Raw genomic sequence first — 14,874 nt, 5'->3', positions numbered from 1 at the left:
GCATTGTCACGGCGAGACGTCTTCGATCAGATCCGCGCGCACCGCGCGAATCCTGCGATCGACGAAGTAGCCGCCGCCTTCCGTGTAGCGCAGATACAGCCGCCCGCAGGACGAGCATTCCCAGACGCCGCAGCGGTTATACGGAAAGAAGCGCGGCGCGATGGGCGCATCGGCGGACCAGTAGTTCGTCTTGCCTGGCAGATATTCGGCGAAGGTCGGCTCCGGATCGTGCTCCGGTAACAGCGTGCCGATCTCGCGGAACTGCGATTCGTCGAGCGACAGCGGCTGCGATTGCCAGCCGTCGAGCGGCGTTTTCGTGCACGCGCAGGGTTGCGGCGCGCGGGCTTGCGCGCGTCGCGCGAGGTCGATGAGCGCGGCGGCGTCGAGAAAGTCGGGCATGGCGGTCGATAGTCGATGAAGCGAACGCGCCATCATGCGCGCGTTCGCGGCGGTTCGGCAAGGCGTCAGCCGTTCATCATGCGGTCGCGTTGAACCGCGACCCACGCACGATCGAAACGGCCTTCCGCGATCGACTCGAGCGCCGCCGCTTCCTTCGCCGCCTGCTTGCGCGCGCCTTCGATCACCGCTTCAACGTCGGCGGGCGCGATGGCGAGCACGCCGTCTTCATCGCCGACGACGATATCACCCGGATTCACCACCATCCCGCCGACCGTCACCGGCACGTTGATCTCGCCCGGCCCGTTCTTGTACGGCCCACGATGCGTGACGCCGCGCGCGTACACGGGAAAGTCGCGCTGGCCGAGCGCGCCGACATCGCGGATCGCGCCGTCGATGACGAGACCCTGCACGCCGATGCTCTGCGCGAAGCTCGCCATGATGTCGCCCATGAGCGCCTGCGTGAGCTCGCCGGCGCCGTCGATGACGAGCACGTCGCCGGGGCGGCAGTAGTCGAACGCGCGATGGATCGCGAGATTGTCGCCGCCGCGCGTGCGTACCGTGACGGCCGTGCCGGCCATCGGCTTCGGACGATGATAGGGACGCAGTCCGGTCGTGCCGCTCACGCGGGCCATGTTGTCGCTCAGAAGCGATACCGCCAGCTCGCGCAACGCGGCGAGCGTCGCGGGGCTCGCCTGAGCCGCGGATTCGTATTCACGCCATCCGGCCGGATTCATGCGGTCGCTCCTTCGTTCGATGGTTGCCGTTCCAGTTGCGCGGAAAGCCGTCCGTACACCGCGCGCGCGTTGTCCTCGAAAATGCGCTGGCGATCCGCGTCGCTGAGCCATTCGATCGCGTCGATATAACGGCGCGTGTCGTCGAAGTAATGACCCGTTTCGGGATCGATGCCCTGCACCGCGCCGATCGTCTCCGACGCGAACAGGATGTTCTTCGCCGGAATCACCTTTGCGAGCAGCTCGGCGCCCGGCTGATGGTAGACGCAGGTATCGAAGAACACGTTGTTCAGCAGATATTCGGTGAGCAGCGGCCGCTTCATGTCCTGCGCGAGTCCACGATATCGCCCCCAGTGATACGGCACCGCGCCGCCGCCGTGCGGAATGACGAACTTGAGCGTCGGGAAATCCGCGAACAGATCGCCTTGGAGCAATTGCATGAACGCCGATGTATCGCCGTTGATGTAATGCGCGCCGGTCGCATGGAAGTTCGGATTGCACGACGACGAAACGTGGATCATCGCGGGCACGTCGAGCTCGACCATCGCTTCGTAGAGCGGATACCACGAGCGGTCGGTGAGCGGCAGCCCGGACCAGTGCCCGCCCGAAGGATCGGGATTCAGATTGCAGCCGATGAAACCCAGCTCGTCCACGCAGCGGCGCAGTTCGGCGATGCAATTCTCGGGCGCCACGCCCGGCGCTTGCGGTAACTGACAGACGCCGACGAAATTACGCGGAAACAGGTCGACGACGCGATGCACGAGGTCGTTGCATGCTTCCGACCAGACCGCGTTGGCCTCCGCCGTCGCCAGATGATGGCCCATGCCGGCGGCGCGCGGCGAGAAGATCGTGAGATCGGTGCCGCGCTCGCGCTGGATGCGAAGCTGGCCGTTCTCGATGCTTTCGCGGATTTCATCGTCGGAGATGGCGGGGCGCGGCGGCGCCGATGCGCCGTCCTTCAGCGCGGCGATCTGCTGCGCGCGCCATGCTTCGTGCTGCGGCGGCGAGGTCGTGTAGTGACCGTGACAATCGATGATCATGCGTGGTTTTCCTGTCGTTGTGCGCCCGCTTCGTGCGAATCGGATGCGGGCAGCGAAGTGTCTTCGTCGTCGGCGGGCTTCACACGCATGACGAGCGCGATGATCGTCGCGACGACGAGGAACGCCGCGATCGTCAGCAACGCGAGCTTGAAGTTGCCCGTCGCGTTGCGCACGAGCCCGATGCTCCACGGCCCGACGAGGCCGCCGAACTGCGCGATCGTGTTGATGAGCGCGATGGTCGCCGCGCCCGCCGCGCCGGTCCTGAACGACGAGGCGAGGCTCCAGAACAGCGGATTGCCTGCGTAGATGAAGAGGCCGGTCACGCACAGCAGCGCATAGGCGACGACCGGATTCGGCGCATACGCGCTGCCCGCGATCGCGAGGGCGCTCATGCCGTAGACGAACGCGAGATGCTTCTTGCGGTCGCCCGTGCGGTCCGAACTGCGGCTGATGATGAACGTGCCGAGCACGCCGAGAAGCGGCGGCGCGGCGGAAAGAAAGCCGACTTCGATGTTGCTCAGATGACCGAGACTCTTGACGATCTGCGGCAGCCACAGAAAGAGCCCGTAGATGCCGACGAGCGCGCAGCCGAAGAGACACGCGAGGCTCCATACGCGGACATCGCCCGCCACGCGCAGCAGCGGGAAGTGCGCGTTGCCGCCGACCGCTTCGCGCTCTGCCGCGAGCGTCGTTTCGAGCCAGCGCTTTTCGTCGTCGGCGAGCCAGTCGGCGTCGGCGGGGCGCTCCGTCATGATGCGCAGCGTGAGCAGGCCGAGCAGCATCGCCGGAATGCCTTCGAGGATGAACATCCATTGCCATCCCTGCAGGCCGAGGATGCCGTTCGCGTAGGTCATCAGCGCGGTCGAGATCGGGCCGCCGAGCACGGCGGAAAACGATCCCGCGATGATGTAGCCGCCGACCGCGCGCGCCCGATAGCGCTCGGGAAACCACTTCGTCAGATAGACCGCGACGCCCGGCAGGAAACCCGCTTCCATGACGCCGAGCAGAAAGCGCAGCACGTAGAAGCTCTTGTCGTCGAATACGAACGCGGTGACGGCCGCGACCGCGCCCCACGTGAGCAGGATGCGCGCGATCCAGCGGCGCGCGCCCACGCGATGCAGCAGCAGATTGCTCGGCACCTCGAGCACCATGTAGCCGACGAAGAAGATGCTGCCTGCGAAGCCGAACACGGCGGGGCTGAAGCCGAGCGCCTTGTTCATGTCGAGCGCGGCAAAGCCGATGTTGATGCGATCGAGGTAGTTGAAGAACATCATCGCGAAGAGCAGGGGCATGAGCCGCCCGTATACCTTTCGCATCGTTGCTGCTTCGTTGAATGGGGCCATGCCGTCTCCACGTTCTTTTTCATCGGATCGCGAGGCTCTGCGGCCTCGCTTTACAAACGGCCTGCGCCGCTCGTCTGTCCGTTCGGCTGCGCGTAAGGCATGCCGGCCCAGGACATGAAAATCGATGATAAGTAGCGCGCCGGCCCGCGTCCAAGACGCGTTCCTTATGCTTCTATAAGCGTTCTCTTATAGTGCGGCGCCGGTCAGCGGCGGAGGAAGGCACGCGACAAAGGCACGCAGATGCGCCGAATCGTCGTCCGTGCGGAACGTGGCGGCGAGCGTGGACCAGCGCGACGCACCCGGGCCTGAGAGCTGACGGAACACGACGTCGGTGCGTCCATGCCGCGCCACCGATTCGCCGACGAAGGTCACGCCGAGCCCCGCCGCGACGAGCGCGATCGCCGTCTGGATTTCGTAAGCCTGATGAGCGATGAAAGGCGTGACGCCCGCATCGCGATACAAGGACTGCACGGTGCGCTTGAACTGCGCGTTCTGATGCTTCGGATACACGATGAGCGGCGTATCTTCGAGTTCGGCGATACGCACCTTCTTCCTGCCCGCCAGCGGATGATCCGGCGACAGCACGGCCACCACATGTTCACGCAGCAGCGGATACGACGTGCAACCGGGGATGTCGAGCGGCTGACGTCCGATCCCGACATGAATGCGCAGGTCGCGCAGTGCATCGGTCTGTTCTTCGGTCAGCATCTCGAAGAGCTTGAGCTCGACTTCCGGATACGAGTGATGGAACGCCTTCAGCGCGGGCGGCAGGATGCTGTACATCGCGGATCGCGTGAACCCGATCGACAGCCAGCCGCGCCGCCCGATGCCGATTTCCTGCGCGCCCAGACTGGCTTGTTCCCACGAGCCGAGAATCTGACGCGCTTCGGTGCAGAGATAGTGGCCCGCCTCGGTGAGCCGCAGCGGGCGTCTCGCGCGATCGACGAGTTGCGTGCCGAGCCGCTCTTCCAGCAGCCGGATCTGCTGGCTCAACGCCGGTTGCGCGATATGCAGCCGCTCGGCCGCGCGGCTGAAGTTCAGTTCCTCCGCGAGAATGACGAAGCACTGTAAGGACCTGAAATTCATGTCGACCTTCTTGGATACGATGGCGAACGTTGCAAACGCATGAGTGCGCGCCGATGCAGGCGGTGTGCCGGATGACGTCGGGCGAAGCGATCACCGAATCTTGCCGAATGCGTGGCGATCGAGCAATCGCATCAGCGTCGCATAGGGTGGCCGCAAAGCAGAGCAGGTTCGCCGACATTTTCCCTTTTTCAAAACCAACCTGTTCATCGCCATTGACACCGTACCGCTTCGCGCTTACTCGACCTTCGCTTTTCGCGGGTAGTGCGCGGCTATCTCGCGCGCTAGTTGAACAAAAGAGCCTAGCGCGGGGGGCGGACCGGGTTCCTTCCACGCGAGGTAGAGTTCGCTTTTCGCGTGCTGTTCGCGCAGAGGACGATAGACGACGTTGTCCATGTGCGTTCGTTGAACTGACGCCGGTACGAGCGTCACGCCAAACCCGGCGCTTACGAGGCCAAGCGAAGCGTAGATCTGCCCCATTTCAAAGCTCGTGGATGGGGAAAATCCGGCAAGCGCGCACAACTGGTTGATGGTGGCGTGATAGTCCGGCGCGACATCTTTCCGGTAATTGATGACGCGCAACTGCCTGCAGTCCTTGATGGAAATCCGCCGTTTTGCTGCGAGTGGGTTGTCCTTGGCGATAGCAACGTAAAACGGCTCCTGAAGCAACAAGACGCTGTTCAGTCGCGTATCAGGCGGCAAAGAGCGGACGAACGCCAGATCGATGTCCCCTCGGTCGAGCGCATTGATCTGTTCCGCGGAGGAAAACCATCGAAGCTCGACTGTCACCGCGGGATAACGCTGCTGAAATTCGCGCAAGAGCGGCGGCAGCAGCGTATACGCGATGTGCTCGAAGAACCCCACCGCCACCCGGCCGACTTCCCCTCGTGCCGCGCGTTGCGAATCCACGATCGCGGAGTTCGTTTCCATCAGGATTCGCTTGGCCCGTTCTTCGAAGACCTGGCCCGCCGACGAAAGAAACACTCGTTTGCCCCGTCGCTCAAAAAGCGCTACGCCGAGTTCTTCTTCCAGATCGCGTATCTGCCGGCTCAACGGCGGCTGCGCCATGTGCAGTTCATCCGCCGCTTTCGTGAAGTTGAGTGTGCGTGCCACCACCAGAAAGTAGCGTAGATGACGCAGTTCCATGTGGAACCTCTGAGGTGTCGATACGCAACTTATTATATCTTTTACATTGGACGTGACCGGTCTTACGATCGTGACATTGCGCCGACAAGTCAGGAGAGCCCTCATGGAACTTACCGCGTCACAGTTGGAAGCATACGAGCGCGATGGATTCGTTGTTCTGCCGGAGCTTTTCTCAGAAGAAGAAATTGCGCATATGAAGAGGGAGTTGCGCCGAATCCAGAAGATTGACACCGACCATCTTGTCCGGGAAAAAACGGGCGGCATTGCAAAAACCATCTACAAGGTTCACGAGACAGAAAGTCCGACGGCATCGGCGGTTTTTCACGCCGCAGTGCGCTCTCCCAGATTGCTCGGGCCGGCACAACAACTGATCGACGATGACCAGCTCTACGTCTATCACACGAAGTGCAATTTGAAGACGGCAATCGACGGTTCCGTCTGGCAATGGCATCAAGACTTCGGCACCTGGCATATCGACGGCGTGAAAGAGCCGCGGATGACAACTGCCTTGGTCATGCTCGACCAGCCGACCGAAATGGGCGGATGTCTCTACTTCATCCCGGGGAGCCACAAACTGGGTTCGCTCGATCCGACGTTCGACGAGGCAACCGGTTATCGCTTCTACGTGGTACCGAAGCCGACCATGCTCGATATCTTGTCCAGCCATCCCAAGGCCGTGCCTATCATCGGCCGCCCGGGAACAGTCGTGTTTTTCGACGCGAACATTGTGCATGCGTCGGGTCATAACCTGTCCGGTGACGATCGATGGCAGGCCTATATCGTCTACAACCAGGTGAAGAACAAGCCTGAAGAAGTAGAGCAGCCGCGACCGGATTATGTGCGCTCGACCAATTTCGCTCCGCTCGAGGCCGGTTCAGACGAGATTCTCGACAGCGTTCGGATCGGTTGAACTTGCGCGGCGTCGCTTGCCTGGCGCAAGACGGTCACGCGGATGGCCAATGTTCGACGAGATAGTCGGCGAAGATCCGGATTTTCGGCGACGACAATTTCACGCGTTCAAACAGCACGTGGACCGGCGTTGCGGGCGGTGCGTACATCTCCAGGACGGGCCGCAAGCGACCCGACTGGACGTGCTCCGCGACCTGCCATGCGGGCGCGCGCACGATCCCGGCACCTTGAATCGACGCCAGTACCAGCGCGTCCAGGCTATTCATCCACAGACGGCCCGTTACGCTGACGCGCGTGCGCATCGCACGCGACTCGAAGCGCCAGTCAACGGCCCCAGGCGCGTCTGAAAAGACGAGGCAGTCGTGCTTGCGCAGATCGCCGGGAGTACGAGGCGTGCCGCGATGCGCGAGGTACGCGGGCGCTGCGCAGGTCACCATCTGAATGTCGCCGAGCTTGCGCGCGACGAGGCTCGAATCCGGCAGACGCCCGATGCGCACGGCGAGATGCAGACCCTCGTCGACCAGATTGACCGCACGATCGACGAGCAGGAGATCAACAGCCACGTCCGGATGAAGCTCGAGAAAGCGCGGCAAAAGTGGCGCGATCACCAGCCGGCCGAGCAGGTTCGGCGCGCTGAGCCGTAGGCGGCCAGAGAGCTTGCCACGCCCCGCCGACATCGCACTGCCGAGTTCATCCACTTCGCCAAGGATTGCCTTCGCGCGGTCGTACAGGATGCGACCTTCGTCGGTCATCGCGAGATGGCGTGTGGTGCGTCGAAGCAGTTGCGCGCCGAAATGCTCTTCCAGCGCCGAAATGTGCCTGCTGACCGAAGTTAGCGACATCGGAATCGCGCGCGCGGCGGCCGACAAACTACCGGCATCGACGACCCGCACGTAGACGTTCATTGCTTCGAGGCGGTCCATGATTCGGCTCTTCCGTATTCAGCAAGGGTGATTGCCGCATCAGAGGGATACTGGCGAAATCCGGAATAGTCTACATTCGTCGGAAACGGAATAGCAAAGGCGGGGCGCAGCCTGAGGAGCACAGAGATGAAACGGTCGGTGTATTGGCTGATGGCCGCGGCGGCGGGCATCGTGGTCGCGAACAACTACTACAACCAGCCCTTGCTCGCCGACTTCGCGCTCACGTTTCACACCACCGAGCGCGCAGCCGGTGCAGCATCGGTTGCGACGCAGACCGGCTATGCGCTCGGACTTCTGCTCTTCGTTCCGCTGGGCGACATGCTCGATCGACGTTCGATACTGGGCACGCTGCTGTGCATCTCGAGCCTCGCACTCGCCGCAGTGGCAGTGTCACCGACACTCGACTGGCTCGTGGCCGCCAGTTTCCTGACCGGGCTTACCAGCGTCGCGCCGCAGTTGCTCACGCCCTTCGCGGCGCAAATTGCAGGACCCGAGCGACGCGGCGAAGCGGTCGGCATCGTGATGTTCGGATTGCTATCCGGCATCCTCATGTCGCGCGCGGTATCCGGATCGATCGCCCAGCATTGCGGATGGCGGACCGTGTACTGGCTTGCATCCGCAGCGATGCTTGTCACGGCCGCCGTACTGTCGCACAGGCTGCCTCGCTCGACGCCGACTTGGTCGGGCACGTACCGACGCCTGATGGGTTCGCTATGGACGCTTATCCGCGAAGAGGCGCTCTTGCGCCGGACGTCGGCGATCGCGGCCCTTCAGTTCGCTGCGTTCAGCGCATTCTGGGTCACGCTGACGTTTCATTTGCGCAGCATGAATGCGCATTACGGCAGCGAGATCGCCGGTCTGTTCGGACTTGTGGGCGTGGTCGGAGCGCTGGCCTCGACGGGAGCGGGCAAGCTGATAGACAAGCGCAATCCGCGTCTTGTGGTTTTGGCGAGCTCCGCAATTTTCTTCATGGCGTTCGCAATCTTCGCGTGGGTGGGCTACGGTATCGCCGGTCTGATCGCCGGTGTGATCCTTCTCGATTTCGGGCTGCAAAGCGCACACGTCGCAAACATGGCACGCAGCATGAGCATCAGGAGCGATGCGATGAGCCGCATTAACACGCTGTATATGACGATTCGCTTCGCGGGCGGCGCGCTCGGTTCGTTGCTGGGCGTGTGGGCGTGGAGCGTATGGCAATGGCCGGGAGTGTGTGGTGTCGGCCTCATTCTCGCGTGCGGGTCTTTGGCGTTGCAGGCCGGACCGGGGGTGGCCGGTGCCGGCGTGCAGGAAAGATGTTTGCGCGATTGATTCGACATGTGCGGTGATCTGGTTGCGGAACACGTGCTTGACGAATGACGTTCTTGCCGCAGTGCATCGGAAGGCTCAGTCTTCCGACGAACGCATCGACACGTCGCCGATGAGTACCCCTCTCAACCGTTCTCGTAACGCGAGAACGTTGTCCGCACCGTTCAACTGCTCGAACTCCCGTTGCGCTTCCTGCCAGAGAGGGGCTGCTCTTTCATGCAGGCGCCGTCCCTCCTTGGTGAGTTCGACAAGGCGGCTTCGGCCATCGGTGGGCGAGGGCTTGATCGTGACGAAACCGTCGCGCTCCAGGAAGCCCACCATCTTCCCCATCGCGGTTCGTTCGATATCGAGCCGTTCGGCAAGCGCGTTGACCGGGGTACTTCCCACTTCGCGCAGGGCGGCCAGGGTGAGGAATTGCGTGATGCGCAGACCCGAGGGCTCGAGATGGCTATCGTAGAGTCGGGAGATCTGCCTGCTCGCCTTCCTCACGGCGAAGCAGTTGCATTGATCGATGCCGAGCGGCTTATTTACTGGCAACATCCGTTGCACTCCTCATTCGGTTAATTGCGAGAAGCTTACGCGCGCGTCGTGCAAAGGTGCGGCGATAGCTATTCAAGGACCTGTTCACACGAAGGCGTCCCGATACTTCGCGACGAACTCCTGGACCGACAGCGGCGGCTTCCCGGTGATCTTCTCGACGGCGTCGTTAGTGCCCGAGAAAATGCCGTCGCGATAGTCCTGCGCGACTTCGACCAGATGCTGCGTGAGGAACGGCGGAAACTTGTAAAGGGTTTCCATTTTGATCCGAAACTCCTCGATGGAAGTCGGCGCGTATTCGATCCGGGCGCCGAGAACCTCGCTCATTTTGGCTGCGATCTCGACGTGATTCATCTCGACGGGGCCGTGGAGCGTGTAGGTCCTGCCCTCGTGGCCTTCGGGGTTGGCGAGGATGTGGGCGATCACGCGTCCCTGATCGTCGCTGGAGATAGGCGCGTGACGGCCGTTGCCGAACGGAAATTCGATCTTCTTCGTGGCCCAAATTTCCCGCGCGAAATGCGGATAGACGAGCCAATCGGCAAAGAACGTCGGGCGCAAATGCGTAGTCGCGACACCCGACCAATCGAAGACTCGCTCGGAGACCCAGTGATCCTGTGCTGCGTGGCTCATCGATTCCCGACGCGCGGAAATCTGCGACATGTTGACGATCGCCGTGACGCCCGCTTCCTTTGCTGCCTGCGCGAAATAGGCCGCGGCCCCGATGATTCCCGGCGCAATCGGATGAAGGAAATAGGCCGATCGGATGCCTTCCATCGCTGCCCGAATATCGTCGATGTCGGTAAAGTCCCCGACCGCGACATCGACGCCGCGCTGCCTCAGCGCTTCCGCTCGATCGTCATCCGTACGCACATATGCCCGCACGCGTTTGCCCATCTCGAGCAGTTCGTCAATAGCATTCCCTCCGGTCCGTCCGGTTGCACCGCTCACAAGAATCTCAGGTCCGTTCATCGCTTCCCTCCGTTTGAAAGTGAGAGCATATGCTCTCTTGAGATGGAGATTAGGTGCATATGCTCGTATAGTCAAGTTTTTTGTCGGCTCTTTCACGCAGAGCGGAGCGTCGGCGCAAATTCGGCCGACAGACATCCTTCAAACGAAAGCAGGGAGACGACGCGCTCTGTCGCTCGCCATGCGCCATGCGCCCCGTCGAATACAGCGCGGAGAGCGCTATCCCCGCCAGTTTCCGGTCATCCTCATTCGCATGCGACAGCAAGGCCGATGGCCGAGTCCCTGCGGAATGACGCGGGCGATTACCTTGTCATCTGGAAGCGCGTGAACGGACAGCGGAAGCAGTATCGCGACATATACGAGGCCGGCCGCGTGTTGCCGGTGCTAACAGCGGTACATGCGCGGCGGCGGGAATGGGCGATCGTGATGATATGCATCGGTGCCTTCCACGGCACCACGCGCTACTACTGCGGCATCGGCCGGTCTACTGCGGCATCCCAGATCCCCATCGCGTCGTTCACGGCCTTCTCGATGACGGCATGCCGGACTGAATCGCGGGCGAGCACGGACAACCCCTGAAAAAAGCAGTCGAGCGCGATGGATAGCGACGCCGGATCCGTGCTGCTGCGCAGCTCCCCACTCTTGATGCCCCGTGCCACGCAGGCGCGGAAGCCAGCGCGCGTGCGATTGCGCACCTCACGAAGCAACTGAGTGACGGCTTCGCTGCCGGTGGAACTGGCCCCCACAACGCCTAGCGCGACCATACAGCCTTTCGGGTGGCCGCTCTCGGTCTGCATCCTTGCCGACCGAAGCATCGCCAGAAACACGCCCTCCCGTGGCGGAAGCGACGTGTCATGGAGACTGCGCGTCACCTTGCCGTAAATCTCCATGTATCGTTCCAGCGCCTCCTTGTACAGCGCCTCTTTGGACTCGAAGGCCGCATAGAAGCTAGGCGCGGAGATGCCCCCGCCGATCGCGGCCTTCAACTGCGACAAAGACGTCGATTCATAGCCATGTTCCCAGAACAGATGCATCGCCGAAATGATTGCCGCATCGCGGTCGAACGTGCGTGGCCGACCCCGCTGAACCATGAACATCTCCTTCAGTCGAAATATACATACTAGTCGATACATAATTTCGTTGCAAGTCGCGAGCTGGCACCTCTGGTGCATGTCAGCGGGCCGTTCAAGAAAGCGGTTGACACAGCCTTCCGTATTCTTTTAAATATGTACCATTCGGTATGTAAAGCCGGAGCCGCGCGGGGTCATCACACGAATCCCGCGTTTTTTTAGCTATTTGTGTACCATTCGGTATGGAATAAGCCAATGTCCAAAGAACTCGAAGCACGTCTTGACGCCATCGAAAGCCGCTTCGCCATCGAGGCGCTGATCGCCAACTACGCCGAGGCGTTCGACACCATGAATAACGAGCTGCTGGCCACGCTCTGGCATCCCGATTCGCGACTGCACCTGGGCGCGAACGGCAACTCCGATGGCCTGGAGGCGATCCTGGCGCAAGCGCGCATCAACATGAAGCGCATGCCCCACATGCATCATTGGATGGCGAACGCGCTAATCACGGTGGACGGTGACAACGGCCACGGCCTTGTAGCGGCGGACTGTCTTTTCTACGACGTCGATCAGGGCACGCTCCAGGTGAGCGGCCAATACCGCGACATCTATCAGCGACGCGAAGGCCGCTGGGCATTCGTGGAGCGCACCTTCACCATGCACTACGCGACGCCGCTCCAGAACTGGCACCCCATCGCGGGAACGGAGCGCTTCGGCCGTCCGGCTTGATGCGGCCCGCGGCCGCCGGGACTTATGCATATGACAACCTCTTCCACACGTCGATGGTCGGCGTTCGCGGTGTTGCTGGTGGGCGCATTTCTGCCGCCGCTGGACTTCTTCATCGTGAACGTCGCCCTGCCGTCCATCCAAAGCACGCTCCACACGAGCGCTGCGGAGCTGCAACTCGTCATTTCCGGATATGCCGCGGCCTACGCGGTTTTCCTTATCACAGGCGGACGGCTAGGCGATCTATTCGGACGACGAAGTATCTTTCTGATCGGCGTCACGGGCTTCGGACTGACATCGGTGATCTGCGGGCTCGCATCGTCGCCCGCCATACTGATCCTCGGGCGAGTGCTGCAGGGTCTGAGCGCCGCCGCCATGGCGCCGCAAGGACTGGCCTCCATTCACGCCCTGTTTCCAGAGAAAGAGCGTGCGCGCGCCTTGGGCCTATACGGCGCGGCGGTGGGTCTGGCCGCCGTAGCCGCGCAGGCGCTCGGGGGCGCGTTGATCTCTGCGGACGTCTTTCACCTTGAGTGGCGCGTCGTCTTTCTCATCAACTTGCCCGTCGTCGCCGCTGTTCTGATCTTCGGGCTGCCGTTGCTACCCGACGTCCGCGGTGACAGCCCGGCACCTGTAGACCGAATCGGCGTGCTGCTCTGCGCACTCACGCTGGGCTTGCTCATCGTGCCTCTGGTCGAAGGGCGGGAGCTGGATTGGCCGTGGTGGGCCTGCGCAATGCTGATCGCATCCCCCGTCGCCGGGGTGGGCTTCTGCCGATATGAGATGGCCTACGCCCGCCGAGGCGGTGTGCCTCTAATCAGCGTGGAGTTGATCCGCAGGCCCGGCCTGATGAGCGGGCTTACGGGCGTCCTCTTCTTCTACGTCGTCTCTGCATTCTTCCTGACGTTCTCCGTCTACCTCCAGGCGGCGCTTGGGATGAGCCCATTCGAGACAGGGCTGGTGTTCCTTCCGTTCGGTGTCGGCGCCTTCATCGGGCCGCTGACGACCCCGCTGGCCATTCGCCTCTTCGGCGACCGCGTCCCCGCCATCGGCATGATGCTGGAGGCCGCCGGCTGCATACTCCTCGCCGCCCTCGTGGCCGGCGCGCCCGGACAGATGCCGGCTCAGTTTCCGCTGATAGCAGCAGTAGCGCTCTTGGGATTCGGTCAGGGCTGGGCGCTGCCGACGCTGGTGCGCTCGGTTATCAATCGCGCACCGGCGACCGGTTCCGGGATGATCGCGGGCATCACGAATTCGGCGTTGCAAATCAGCGCAGCACTGGGTGTCGCGGTCATCGGCGGTGTTTTCTTCAGTGTCGCGGGGACTTCCCCGGATCCGGTGACCTTGGCTAGGGCACTGGTCATCGCCATGATGTGCGTCGGCGGCAGTCTGACCGTTTCGGCCGTCCTGTCCACCGTCGCTTCGAGATCGAGCATTCATGCCGCTGCGAGGGCGGCGCCTCGTTGAGTCCGGCGCGCCATCACTCACGGCATTGCAGGGCCGCGGACATGTCGATGGCGACCCCGTGCCATTTCGGCCAGCACCATCGTCGGTTCGAGCGCCAATGCGCCAGGACCGGCGCTCGGGCACCTTCAAGCGGGACCTGTCCGCCGAGCCGGAAGACGACGCCTCCCCCGCGCTCGATACCCATCCGCGAGGGCACGCTCCGCAGTCTCTGTCGCGCTGAGCGCGAAGTCGGTCCGGCGCGATATCGTGTCTTATCCGCGGTTTGCATCGGTCGTCGAAGGCGCGTCTGTCGGCCCCTCAGAACGCCGGAATGATCGCGCCTTGATAGCGCGACAGGATGAACTGCCTGACTTCGGGAGACTGATAGGCGGCGACGATCTGCTGCACCCACGGCTTGTTCGCATCCTGCTCGCGTACGGCGATCAGACACGCGTAGACCCCGGAGCCGTCCTCGCGCAGGATCGTGTCCTTCGCCGGGTTGAGTCCGGCCTTGATCGCATAGTCCGCATTGACCGTCGTGGCGTCGAAATCGTCGAGCGTGCGCGGAAGCTGCGCCGCATCCACTTCCTTGAATCGGAAGTGCCTGGGATTGTCGATGATGTCGAGGGGCGTCGCGTTGACGCCCGTGACAGGATCGATGCCCTGTCGCAGCCGAATGCTGCCCGCCTTCTGCAACAGCAGGAGAATCCGGCTCTCGTTGGCGGGATCGTTCGGAATGCCGATGGTCGCGCCGTCCGGCAGGTCCGAGTACTTCCGGTAACGCTTCGAATAGAGTCCGATCGGCCCGATCCACGTGCGGCCGATGCCGACCAGCTTGTAGCCGCGCGCGCGAATCTGCGAGGAGAGGAAAGGCCGGTGCTGGTAGCTGTTGGCATCGAGATCGCCTGCGTCGAGGGCCGCGTCGGGCTGAATATAGTCGTTGAACGACACGATCTTGATGCGCAGACCGTAGTCGCGCTCCGCGACCTTTTTCACCGCCTCGAAGATTTCCTCATGAGGTCCGCTCGTCACGCCGATCTTGAGCAAGGGCGTTTCCGCCTGCGCGGTCGCGCTCACGACCACGGCAAAAAATGCGCATAGCAGCGCGCGCAGAAGGGAAAGGGAGAGTCGTTGCACGAGAACTGTGTCCTTGTCGTGAGGATGGCGAACCCGGTCATTCTATGGACCCGATCCCGTTCCGATAACCAATCCGTTGGCATAACCTTATGCCGGCCTGCCTTCGGTTTCGGCGC

General features: G+C 62.4%; 15 protein-coding genes. 4 read left to right on the top strand and 11 right to left on the bottom strand.

Annotated features, from left to right (window positions below):
- Positions 1-6 precede the first annotated feature (6 nt).
- The 6 genes from NCS02_RS34960 to NCS02_RS34935 form a co-directional block, all read right to left on the bottom strand.
- Positions 7-399, bottom strand: a complete 393-nt coding sequence (locus tag NCS02_RS34960) for a hypothetical protein (protein ID WP_033535664.1) — start codon at positions 397-399, stop codon at positions 7-9.
- A 65-nt stretch (positions 400-464) separates the two neighbouring features.
- Positions 465-1,133: an RraA family protein gene (locus tag NCS02_RS34955; RefSeq protein ID WP_008345394.1), complete on the bottom strand. Its 669-nt coding sequence runs from the start codon at positions 1,131-1,133 to the stop codon at positions 465-467.
- On the bottom strand, positions 1,130-2,170 hold the full coding sequence (locus NCS02_RS34950; protein WP_250520453.1) for an amidohydrolase family protein: 1,041 nt from the start codon (positions 2,168-2,170) through the stop codon (positions 1,130-1,132). Before NCS02_RS34950 ends, NCS02_RS34955 begins: the two co-directional genes overlap by 4 nt.
- Positions 2,167-3,513, bottom strand: coding sequence for an MFS transporter (locus tag NCS02_RS34945; protein ID WP_033535663.1), 1,347 nt, complete (start codon positions 3,511-3,513; stop codon positions 2,167-2,169). The genes NCS02_RS34950 and NCS02_RS34945 overlap by 4 nt, the downstream gene beginning before the upstream one ends.
- A 186-nt stretch (positions 3,514-3,699) precedes the next feature.
- Entirely contained in the window at positions 3,700-4,599 is a 900-nt protein-coding gene (locus tag NCS02_RS34940; protein ID WP_250520452.1) for a LysR family transcriptional regulator, read from the bottom strand.
- Between the two features lie 234 nt (positions 4,600-4,833).
- Entirely contained in the window at positions 4,834-5,742 is a 909-nt protein-coding gene (locus NCS02_RS34935; RefSeq protein WP_008345399.1) for a LysR family transcriptional regulator, read from the bottom strand.
- 103 nt (positions 5,743-5,845) lie between these two features.
- Between NCS02_RS34935 and NCS02_RS34930 the strand changes: the two genes are divergently transcribed.
- A complete protein-coding gene (locus NCS02_RS34930; protein ID WP_250520451.1) occupies positions 5,846-6,652 on the top strand; it encodes a phytanoyl-CoA dioxygenase family protein in 807 nt (268 codons plus the stop codon).
- Between the two features lie 34 nt (positions 6,653-6,686).
- On the opposite strand, the gene NCS02_RS34925 is transcribed toward NCS02_RS34930, so the two are convergent.
- Positions 6,687-7,574 carry a LysR family transcriptional regulator gene (locus NCS02_RS34925; protein WP_175982439.1) on the bottom strand — a complete coding sequence of 296 codons (888 nt, stop codon included), beginning with the start codon at positions 7,572-7,574 and terminating at the stop codon, positions 6,687-6,689.
- 126 nt (positions 7,575-7,700) lie between these two features.
- On the opposite strand from NCS02_RS34925, the gene NCS02_RS34920 reads away from it, so the two are divergent.
- Positions 7,701-8,882 carry an MFS transporter gene (locus NCS02_RS34920; protein ID WP_175982440.1) on the top strand — a complete coding sequence of 394 codons (1,182 nt, stop codon included), beginning with the start codon at positions 7,701-7,703 and terminating at the stop codon, positions 8,880-8,882.
- A 75-nt stretch (positions 8,883-8,957) separates the two neighbouring features.
- Here the strand turns inward: NCS02_RS34920 and NCS02_RS34915 are convergent, their stop codons facing one another.
- The 3 genes from NCS02_RS34915 to NCS02_RS34905 form a co-directional block, all read right to left on the bottom strand.
- Positions 8,958-9,419, bottom strand: a complete 462-nt coding sequence (locus NCS02_RS34915) for a MarR family winged helix-turn-helix transcriptional regulator (RefSeq protein WP_008345403.1) — start codon at positions 9,417-9,419, stop codon at positions 8,958-8,960.
- A gap of 84 nt (positions 9,420-9,503) precedes the next feature.
- Positions 9,504-10,385 carry an NmrA family NAD(P)-binding protein gene (locus NCS02_RS34910; RefSeq protein WP_175982488.1) on the bottom strand — a complete coding sequence of 294 codons (882 nt, stop codon included), beginning with the start codon at positions 10,383-10,385 and terminating at the stop codon, positions 9,504-9,506.
- A 461-nt stretch (positions 10,386-10,846) separates the two neighbouring features.
- Positions 10,847-11,473 (bottom strand): TetR/AcrR family transcriptional regulator, encoded by a 627-nt coding sequence (locus tag NCS02_RS34905; protein WP_250437740.1) that lies wholly within the window; start codon positions 11,471-11,473, stop codon positions 10,847-10,849.
- A gap of 234 nt (positions 11,474-11,707) precedes the next feature.
- Between NCS02_RS34905 and NCS02_RS34900 the strand changes: the two genes are divergently transcribed.
- Together NCS02_RS34900 and NCS02_RS34895 are read left to right on the top strand one after the other, a co-directional pair.
- A complete protein-coding gene (locus NCS02_RS34900) occupies positions 11,708-12,181 on the top strand; it encodes a nuclear transport factor 2 family protein (protein WP_250523651.1) in 474 nt (157 codons plus the stop codon).
- Between the two features lie 24 nt (positions 12,182-12,205).
- Positions 12,206-13,642: an MFS transporter gene (locus tag NCS02_RS34895; protein ID WP_502800926.1), complete on the top strand. Its 1,437-nt coding sequence runs from the start codon at positions 12,206-12,208 to the stop codon at positions 13,640-13,642.
- Positions 13,643-13,939: 297 nt separating this feature from the next.
- Here NCS02_RS34895 and NCS02_RS34890 read toward each other — a convergent pair whose 3' ends face one another.
- A complete protein-coding gene (locus tag NCS02_RS34890; RefSeq protein WP_034471132.1) occupies positions 13,940-14,758 on the bottom strand; it encodes a MetQ/NlpA family ABC transporter substrate-binding protein in 819 nt (272 codons plus the stop codon).
- Positions 14,759-14,874 lie beyond the last annotated feature (116 nt).

The sequence above is a fragment of the Caballeronia sp. NCF2 genome, assembly GCF_023631205.1.
In the GTDB taxonomy this organism is placed as follows: domain Bacteria; phylum Pseudomonadota; class Gammaproteobacteria; order Burkholderiales; family Burkholderiaceae; genus Caballeronia; species Caballeronia zhejiangensis.
The sequence above is the reverse complement of the archived record's forward strand: the minus strand, read 5'-3'. Positions and strand labels throughout refer to the sequence as shown.